This window comes from Leptolyngbya sp. 'hensonii', from assembly GCF_001939115.1.
In the GTDB taxonomy this organism is placed as follows: domain Bacteria; phylum Cyanobacteriota; class Cyanobacteriia.
In genome coordinates, this window is record NZ_MQTZ01000075.1 from 1 (window position 1) to 8688 (window position 8688).

12 protein-coding genes are annotated in these 8688 nt (G+C 49.8%); 5 read left to right on the plus strand and 7 right to left on the minus strand.

Annotated elements, in window-relative coordinates; all coding sequences use genetic code 11:
- The 4 genes from BST81_RS26700 to BST81_RS26715 form a co-directional block, all read right to left on the minus strand.
- The coding region (locus BST81_RS26700) for a helix-turn-helix domain-containing protein (RefSeq protein WP_363080959.1) at positions 1-189 on the minus strand (189 nt) is incomplete at its 3' end.
- 14 nt (positions 190-203) lie between these two features.
- Entirely contained in the window at positions 204-611 is a 408-nt protein-coding gene (locus BST81_RS26705; protein ID WP_075601520.1) for a hypothetical protein, read from the minus strand.
- A 340-nt stretch (positions 612-951) separates the two neighbouring features.
- A complete protein-coding gene (locus BST81_RS26710) occupies positions 952-1308 on the minus strand; it encodes a hypothetical protein (protein ID WP_075601521.1) in 357 nt (118 codons plus the stop codon).
- 65 nt (positions 1309-1373) lie between these two features.
- Positions 1374-2012 (minus strand): type I restriction enzyme HsdR N-terminal domain-containing protein, encoded by a 639-nt coding sequence (locus tag BST81_RS26715; RefSeq protein WP_075601522.1) that lies wholly within the window; start codon positions 2010-2012, stop codon positions 1374-1376.
- A gap of 150 nt (positions 2013-2162) precedes the next feature.
- Between BST81_RS26715 and thrS the strand changes: the two genes are divergently transcribed.
- From thrS to BST81_RS26740, 4 genes are all read left to right on the plus strand, one after another.
- On the plus strand, positions 2163-4025 hold the full coding sequence (gene thrS / locus BST81_RS26720) for a threonine--tRNA ligase (RefSeq protein WP_075601523.1): 1863 nt from the start codon (positions 2163-2165) through the stop codon (positions 4023-4025).
- A 166-nt stretch (positions 4026-4191) separates the two neighbouring features.
- Positions 4192-4758 carry a hypothetical protein gene (locus BST81_RS26730; RefSeq protein WP_075601524.1) on the plus strand — a complete coding sequence of 189 codons (567 nt, stop codon included), beginning with the start codon at positions 4192-4194 and terminating at the stop codon, positions 4756-4758.
- A 30-nt stretch (positions 4759-4788) separates the two neighbouring features.
- Positions 4789-5037, plus strand: a complete 249-nt coding sequence (locus tag BST81_RS26735) for a hypothetical protein (protein WP_075601525.1) — start codon at positions 4789-4791, stop codon at positions 5035-5037.
- A gap of 33 nt (positions 5038-5070) precedes the next feature.
- Complete coding sequence (locus BST81_RS26740; protein WP_075601526.1) at positions 5071-5469, plus strand: DUF1636 domain-containing protein; 399 nt, start codon at positions 5071-5073, stop codon at positions 5467-5469.
- 320 nt (positions 5470-5789) lie between these two features.
- Here the strand turns inward: BST81_RS26740 and BST81_RS27240 are convergent.
- A protein-coding gene (locus BST81_RS27240) for an IS630 family transposase (RefSeq protein WP_216351475.1) occupies positions 5790-6744 on the minus strand; the annotation gives its coding sequence in 2 pieces (ribosomal slippage) (positions 5790-6402 and positions 6401-6744; 957 coding nt in all).
- Between the two features lie 69 nt (positions 6745-6813).
- On the opposite strand from BST81_RS27240, the gene BST81_RS26760 reads away from it, so the two are divergent.
- The gene (locus tag BST81_RS26760; RefSeq protein ID WP_083637111.1) at positions 6814-7197 is read left to right on the plus strand and encodes a Uma2 family endonuclease; all 384 of its coding nucleotides are present in this window, start codon (positions 6814-6816) and stop codon (positions 7195-7197) included.
- Positions 7198-7478: 281 nt separating this feature from the next.
- Here the strand turns inward: BST81_RS26760 and BST81_RS26770 are convergent, their stop codons facing one another.
- The gene (locus BST81_RS26770; protein ID WP_075601530.1) at positions 7479-7667 is read right to left on the minus strand and encodes a hypothetical protein; all 189 of its coding nucleotides are present in this window, start codon (positions 7665-7667) and stop codon (positions 7479-7481) included.
- Positions 7668-7877: 210 nt separating this feature from the next.
- On the minus strand, positions 7878-8688 hold an 811-nt coding region (locus tag BST81_RS26775), incomplete at its 5' end, for a pentapeptide repeat-containing protein (RefSeq protein WP_143780526.1).

Genomic DNA, 8688 nt, shown 5'->3' on the forward strand with positions numbered 1-8688 from the left:
GCACTCAAAGACCTCGGCGATTGCCGGGGCGGTCCATCCTTGCGCATTCAGCCGCAGCATATGGGCACGGTCTCGGGTTCGTTGCGGCACGGTCCTGGCTAATCTCAGTTCAGCCAGGGTGCGGTCTTCCTCGTCACTCAGTTTGATTCGTAAGGGGGCAGGCACTAGAGACAACCAGTAGAGGGCCAAATCTATCTTATACTTTATCCCTCCGACCTACTTAGTGCGTAGTCTAGTGGTTTTATAACGCCACGATAACTGAGTGTCCTGGTTAACTGATTGCGGATTTTCTTACCCCGGATTCTGACTTCTAACCGTTCCAGATCTTCATCGCTGTTGTTGCGATCGACAATTTCAACGGCAACATTGATATCGGCATCCAAGTAACGCAGAACTAAATCTGCTACTTCTTGCCGATAAGTCGCACCAGCAATACCAGGCAATAAGCCTAGAACCTGTGCCCATCCTTGGCGGTCTGTAACAGGCGTTTCCCGTTGCCCTGCGCCGGGAAACTTAAGGTTGTAGCACTTTGCTACAACCTCTGGATATCTTTCACATAAACGCTTCCAGGTTTTTCTTGGGTTCTTCTGTCCTCCAACGACAGCAATCAAGATGGTTAGTGTAGTTGTCTGCCCTCTCTATAATCCTTTGGCAACGTAAACAGACTCAGGGCAACTTGATTGAGATCGAGGTTGGTGAGTTGGGCAATCGATCCTCCTTTCAGAAAAGCTTCTGGTTTCGCAGTGCAAGCACTATTTCTCAGAGCTACTGAGCGTTTTTGAAAGCTGCCGTATTCCGAATGCTGCCATACACTGTAAAAATGGAGATCGACGACTCATCAAGTTTCTTAAAGAAGTTGTAACTGGTGTGAGTATTTAGGGCGAATACTGTTACAGGAAGATGCGATCACACAAGCGTCTAAGGTTGGGCTTTGCGCTATACTTGTTTGGTTCACTTTTGGTTAATGGTCTTCACTCCAGTGACGTAAAGAGTATCGTCTGCTAATTCTTTTGCCATCATGGGAAGCAGTTTTTCTATATTAGTTCTGTAATTGCGTTGCCAAAATTCTGATAATTTTGCTCTAGCCGCTTCGTTTACTAGCACTGTTTTGTCTGCCATGATGAGCACCATTGCCACATGGCCGGAATTTTCTGTGACTGCAAATACGAAGTCATCTCGATCTGCTTTCAACCCTTCGTACCAATAGTCGATATGCTCCTCTAGTTCATATTCATAGAGCGATTGTGCCATTTCGCCTTCCTCAAGCAAGGCTTTGCGGAGAAGAAGCGCAATTTTTTTACTCTTCATTTTATTTGTTCCTCCATCACAACGATCGCCCCTTTACTTGCACCACCTCCAACCCTAATCCGAAGTTACTCTACTCCCTCTCCGATCGCCCGACTGATTTGCTTCAGAATTTGCAGCGCATTGCGGAGTTCTTGACTAGACGAAAACGGCGCAAACACCCGTGATAGACCATACAGCCGTTGCTCTCGCTGCACCAATTTCACAAACAGAATTTCATCGCCATTCGTCACCATGCCAAAACTGGGTTGCTCCGGCTGAGGATTTGCCATCAAATACGCCAGCGTTTGCGGCAGTGCCGTCCAGACCGACAACGCCGTTTTCTTAGACTCCAAAACCACCACCCAAAACTGATTCAGCAGCACCAACACATCAATACGTCCTTGTAGCACCTCTTCCTCATCCTCCAGCGTCAACTGCACCGATGCTTCTGCCCGCACCCGAAACGGAGGATCGTAAAAGCCTGCAATTGCCAGCAGGGGAGATGCCAGCAACAACGTCACAGTGCCTTCTAACAATTGTCCTTGCGATCGCTGATAGAGGTACCGCCGCCGTGCCTCATCTAGAGCCAATCGTTCAGCATCAGAAAGTTCTGGCAACGAAGTCTGCCATTCCAAAAAAAATGCTTCATCTTCCGTACGTGACAGCTTAAATTTTCGTTCTGCTTCAGCGATCGTTGTAATTGCTTCAGTAATCGCAATGGACATAGAACTGATGAATATAGGACTGTTCGAGCAGGCGATACGATTAATTCTAACAGTTGCTCCTGTTGTAAGTCCTGGGAAACGGCGATCGCTCCTCCACCCCCGTACCTAATCGTGCTAAATTGAGAATGATTATCATTCTTGTCTTGATCTATGGTCAGTTCTGTTCTTCCGCCCCATGCCAACCCAACCCGCACCGAAACCTTGCTGCGGCTTCGTCATACCTGTGCCCATGTGCTGGCAATGGCAGTGCAAACGCTGTTTCCAGAGACCAAAGTGACGATTGGACCCTGGACAGAGACTGGCTTCTACTATGACTTTGACCGTCAAATCCCCTTCACCCCTGACGATCTCATCCAGATTGAAACCGAGATGCGGCGCATCATCAACGCCAATTTGCCGATCATTCAAGAAGTGGTCGATCGAGCGCAAATCCGGGCAGAAATTGAGCAACTCCACGAACCCTACAAACTGGAAATCCTCGACAGCATTCCCGCTGATGAACCGATCACACGCTACTTCATTGGCTGTGCAGATACCCTGCAAGGCGTGGCAGAGGCTTCTTTGTTTCACATTGCGGCAGATACCCTGACCCAGAAACAGATGGGCAAAGATTGCTGGTGGGATTTGTGTGCGGGTCCTCACCTCAACTCCACGGGGGAAATTAACCCCAATGCCTTTGCCCTGGAGAGTGTCGCTGGAGCCTACTGGCGAGGGGATGAAACCAAACCGCAGTTACAACGGATTTACGGCACCGCCTGGGAAACCCCAGAACAGCTACAGGCGTATCTCACCCAAAAAGAAGAAGCGAAACGCCGCGACCATCGCAAGTTGGGACAAGAACTCGATTTATTTAGTATCCAGGAGGATGCAGGCGGGGGACTGGTCTTCTGGCATCCCAAAGGGGCACGAATGCGGCTCTTGATTGAAGACTACTGGCGCAAAGCGCATCTGGATGCAGGGTACGAACTACTCTACACGCCGCATATTGCCAATCTCGATCTCTGGAAAACCTCCGGTCACTTCGATTTCTACCGCGAGAATATGTTTGACTCGATGGAGATTGAGACGCAGCAATACCAACTGAAGCCGATGAACTGCCCGTTTCATGTGCTGACTTACCAGAGCCATCTTCATTCCTATCGAGAATTACCGATTCGTTGGGCAGAGTTGGGCACCGTCTATCGCTATGAGCGATCGGGCGTGTTGCATGGTTTGATGCGGGTGCGCGGTTTTACTCAGGATGATGCTCACATTTTCTGTTTACCAGACCAGGTGGCAGACGAAATCCTGGGTGTACTGAACCTCACGGAAACAATCCTTTCTGATTTTGGTTTCACCGAATACGAGGTGAATCTTTCCACTCGCCCTGCCAAATCGGTAGGAACGGATGACATCTGGCAATTAGCCACAGATGCCCTGGTTGAAGCCTTAAATACTAAAGGTTGGGACTATATCACCGATGAAGGTGGTGGTGCGTTTTATGGTCCTAAAATCGATATCAAGATCAAAGATGCGATCGGACGTTTGTGGCAATGTTCCACCATCCAGGTCGATTTCAATTTGCCGGAACGCTTTGAGATGGAATATGTCGCTGCTGATGGCTCACGCCAACGTCCGATCATGATTCACCGCGCCATCTTTGGGTCGTTAGAGCGATTCTTTGGCATTCTCACCGAAAACTATGCCGGAGATTTTCCCCTCTGGTTGGCTCCAGTCCAGGTGCGAGTGTTGGCGGTAAGTGATGATCAACGAGCGTATGCCACTGCGATCGCCCAGCAACTCAAACAACTGGGATACCGAGTTGAAATCGATTCCAGTGGCGAACGATTGGGTAAACAAATTCGCACCGCAGAAGTGGAAAAGATCCCCGTCGTTGCAGTTGTTGGGAAACGAGAAATAGAAAACCAAACCTTGAGTGTGCGAACCCGCCAGTCAGGAGAACTCGGATCGTTAACGCGATTAGAGCTCCAGGAAAGAATGCAGCAAGCAATTGAAAATAAACAACCGATTTAGATTAGGAGGAACATGAAAGTTGCTTATGTTTTTACTCATCCTCGCGGTGGCACTTACAAATTAGGGCAAATGATTCTGCCTCAGCTAGAAATGGGTGTGCATGGAGTTGACGTTGCGGGAATGTTCTTCCTCAACGACTTAAAAATCTTCCAGGAGGTCAGGTGCAATGCAAGAATCCGTTATCACAGCAATCCCTCAGTCTAGCCAGTGGTCAATCACCTGGAACCGAGTTGCCAGCGATCGCCGTTGGACATTCCTGCTGATTGCAATGGGTGTTTTCAGTAGCATCATCTATCCCCATCCACCGTTTGTCGCATTTGGCGCGATCGCCGGAACTACGCTTAAACCGAAACGAGCCGTTTTGATTGCCCTGTCGATCTGGTTGATGAATCAAGTTTATGGTTACACCGTGCGGCAGTATCCCTGGTCAGTAGATTCGGTACTTTGGGGCTTCATGCTGGGGTTAGGAACCCTGATGGTCACAGCATTGGCATCACTCCGTCCAACCTTTCAAAAGACCATGAAAGGGCATTGTCTTTGGATGGGAGCGATTTCACTAATTGGCTTTGCCGTATTTGAAAGCCTCATCCTGACCGTTGATTGGTTGCTAACTGGCAGCCATACCCTGACCTGGGCGATCGCTCAAAGTTTGTTTATCAAAGAAACCGTTTGGGCGATCGGACTCATGCTCATCCACCTTCTCTTCATCCGTTTCACCCATCCAGCACATTAATTTTCCACTCCCCACTCCCTACTCCCTCTTATGAACTTATTTTCTCAGGACAAACCCAAAGCCAACCCAGAGAAGGTTCAAGATATTAAAAACTGGGCTTATCGCATCTTAAACATAAACCCTGACATTCCAATTTCCATCAGCCAACTCACTTGCAAAGAACCCGGATGCCCTCCCATTGAAACCGTCATTGCCATCATGACTCAACCCGTCAAGCAGTACAAAATTCACAAGGCTGTGGATGAAATTGACGAATTAGACATTTGCAACCTGTACTAAACCACATCCCACACCCCACTCCCCCCACTCCCCATGTCCCAACACACCCTATTCATCTGCAAATCCTGCGCCTTCTCCCCAACCAATCGAGATTATATGGGGCAACGAGGTGGTTATCATCTCTGGCAAAGCCTGTTACGGTTGCACCATCAATGGCAGCTACAAGCTGAATACAACATTGAGGCAGTGAATTGTTTAAGTGGCTGTAATCGAGCTTGCGCGATCGCCTTTGCTGCCCCCGACAAAACCACCCTGATGTTTGGCGATTTGCCTCCCCTGCAAAGTGCTTCTGCCATCTTGAAATTAGCGGAGCAATACTATACCAGTCTGGATGGCATAGTTCCTCGCCAGGAACGCCCTGAATTACTCAAAAAGGGAATTCTCGCCACAATTCCACCACTGCTGAGCAGAACTGAAGCCTCAGAGTCATAGAAACGTTCCAACCTTTTTCCGTCTTCACCTTGACTTATTGAGAATCTTTATCAAGAATAGAAGGGCATATCTGGTGACCTGTGAACCGTGAACATTGTCATCGTTCTCAGCAATATTAGGAGTAGGAATGTCATGAGTGATTGCCCTTGTTGCAACGGCAACCTTTTGCGCCACATTCGCAATTCTGGAGTTTATTGGTTCTGCCCAACCTGTTGGCAGGAAATGCCTAATCTGATTACTGAGACCCGCAGTCAACAAAATCAGTCGCATCATTCCAGAGAAGTGCGATTGCATCCTCCAAGCCCAATCTACAGCGTTTTTTATGCTGGTGAGGCACAGTAACAGCAATGAGAGAACCAGTTCCTTAAGTCGCTCGATGACACCTGGGAGAAAGCTTCATCAATAGCTTTGGCAAGTTCTGGATAACTGCGTGCCTTAATCGAACGCAGAATGCTCTTAATCTTTGAAAAGCAATTCTCGATAGGCGAAAAGTCTGGTGAGTAAGGGGGTAGGAAAATTAGCTTGGCTCCTGCATCCTCAATCAACTTTCTAACGTCTTCACCCAGATGAATAGAGCAGTTATCCAGGATGACACAGGCACCTTTCCATAACTTAGGCACAAGTTTCTGGGAAATAAAGGCTTCAAAGGTCAGTCCATCAGTTGACCCCATGAGATTGCAGTAAGTCACGACCTCCCGCAGACTAATCGCCCCTAGAATCGAGACTCGTTTCCCTCGCTGGCTTGGACGCTTGCCATGTGCTCGTCTGCCTTTCGGTGCACGCGCCCAGAGTCGGTTCAAGGCTAAGTCCACTCCTGATTCATCAATGAAGATTAGATTTTGAGCTAGAAATCCTCGAACCAGTTGCCAAAATTCGACTCGTTTAGTTTGCACTCGCTCAGTTTCCTTTTCGTCGGGATGCAGAGTTTTTTTTAAGCGTTAAGTTCAGCTTCTCTAGCATTCGAAACATTGTCGAAACGCCAACTCGGACACCGACCCTCTGTTCTAACAAGTTACATAACTCTGCCAACGTCGCGTCGTTATTCGATTCAACAATCGTCTCTAAAATCTCCAGTTGCTCAACACTTAGTTTGGTCGGTGTTTGCACAGTTCGTTGTTTGGGGACAATCTCACCTGTTTCCCGATGTTGTTTGATTAACTTTCGCACGAAACTATAAGCAACTCGAAATTGTATAGCGATTTGACGTTGCGACGTATTCCCTTCAAGATATGCATCAACAATTTTCTGTCTAAGATCTAGTGAGTATGGTTGCACTTGATTGAGCATGAAGTAAACATACAAATCATTCTATCAAATACGCCTCACTAGGCTGGAAATTGCTGTATGACCTTGAATCGATCGGATTTAGGGAAGGGTGTGGAGCCGGATAGTTGTTTTTACATCCAGAATGCCCAGGCTGGGCAAGGTTTAGGAGCGACGATTCCGGCAGATTTACCCCCCGACCTGGCGGTAGAAGTCGATATTGCCAACCGATCGGATAGCAAGCTCAATATCTACCAGGCCATGGGTGTTCCAGAAGTGTGGCTTTACCAGCAAGGGGAGGTCAAGATTAAGGAGTTGCAGGATGGGGTCTATGTAGATGGGGTGACCAGCCGATCGTTTCCGGCCATCGGAGTCGAGCAGTTGAATCAGTGGTTGCAATTACGGAAAACAGGAACTGATTTGACGGTAGTAAGAGCAGTTCGGCAATTTTGTCGGGAGCTTTAATTGCAGCTCATTGTGCTGGTGTCCTATGATTGACCGTCCCAAACTCCTTTCCGACCTGCAGGCCCTGCTACGGATTCTGGAGAAGGATTTAACCAATCGCAGTACTGGCAACCACGAGAACGATCGCACTTTGGACCCCAACATTCCCCTGCCAAGTACTAAACCAAATTCCCGCTTGGGAATAGAATCAAGTCCCTGCTTGGGAACCAACCCCGATCCCCTCTGGGGAGGGGTGGCGCGTAGCGCCGGGGTGGGTCGAAGCAGCCCAGATGCTTTCTGGATTAGCCCTCGGCAGCTTGCAGGGCTGCCATTTCTTCCGCTGTAAACGGGTTCACACCATTTTTGAGGGCTTCGACCCAGCGAATGCGGCATTGCTTGGCCTCACTTTCCTTTGCAAAAACATTCTGATTAATGGCAGCCTGAAAATCCTCGGCAGCACCGGCCAGATCTGCCGTTAAAGCCCTGGCCAAGCCTCGACTATTCCTGAAGAAAGCCTGAGCCTCTGGTTTAGCCGTGTTGACTGCCTGCTCACCGGCAAACAGAACTGCCTAGGCTTGATCGTGCAGACTGCCAAACCAGCACAGGGTATTCCAGGATTGAGCTGAGATCTGGATTTGGAGGAATAGAATTGGAGCTTGGTTATAGGCATTGAGCGTGTCCTGAATCAGACTCTCCTTGGCTCAAGCCATTCCCTGGCTCAGGCAAACGGCAGCAGCGAAAGCTGGCTCCTGACTGAGTTGAGGTGGAACCGCCTGAGCTTGATGCAACCCCCTGGCATTCGCCCATTGAGTTGTGGCATCCCATTGAATGTTTGCCAGTACCGCTCCAGTCAAGAGCGCCCCCGAACAGTTAACCCCCCTAAAGTTGGCTCTGTCGAGGTTGGCTCCGGAAAGGTTAGCGCTGAAGAAGTTGGCTTTGTCAAGGTTGGCTCCGGAGAGACTGGCTTCGGAGAGGCTGGCTCCGGAGAGGTTGGCTCCGGAAAGGTTGGCTTTGTCAAGGTTGGCTCCGGAGAGGTTGGCTCCGGAGAGGCTGGCTCCGGGGAGGCTGGCTCCAGAAAGGTTGGCACTGTTGAGGCTGGCTCTGTCGAGGCTGGCTCCGGGGAGGCTGGTTCCGGAGAGGTAGGCTCTGTCGAGGCTGGCTCTGTCGAGGTTGGCTCCGGAGAGGTAGGCGCTGTTGAGGCTGGCTCTGTCAAGGTTGGCTCTGTCAAGGTTGGCTTCAGAGAGGTCGGCACTGTCGAGGTTAGCTCTGTCGAGGTTGGCTCTGTCGAGGYTGGCTCTGTCGAGGCTGGCTCTGTCGAGGTTGGCGCTATAGAGGCTGGCTCCGGAAAGGTTGGCGCTGTCGAGGCTGGCACTGTCGAGGCTGGCTCCGGAAAGGTTGGCGCTGTCGAGGTTGGCGCTGTCGAGGTTGGCTCCGGAAAGGTTAGCTCCGGAAAGGTTAGCTCCGGAAAGGTTGGCTCCGGAAAGGTTGGCTCCGGAAAGGYCGGTGCTGTAG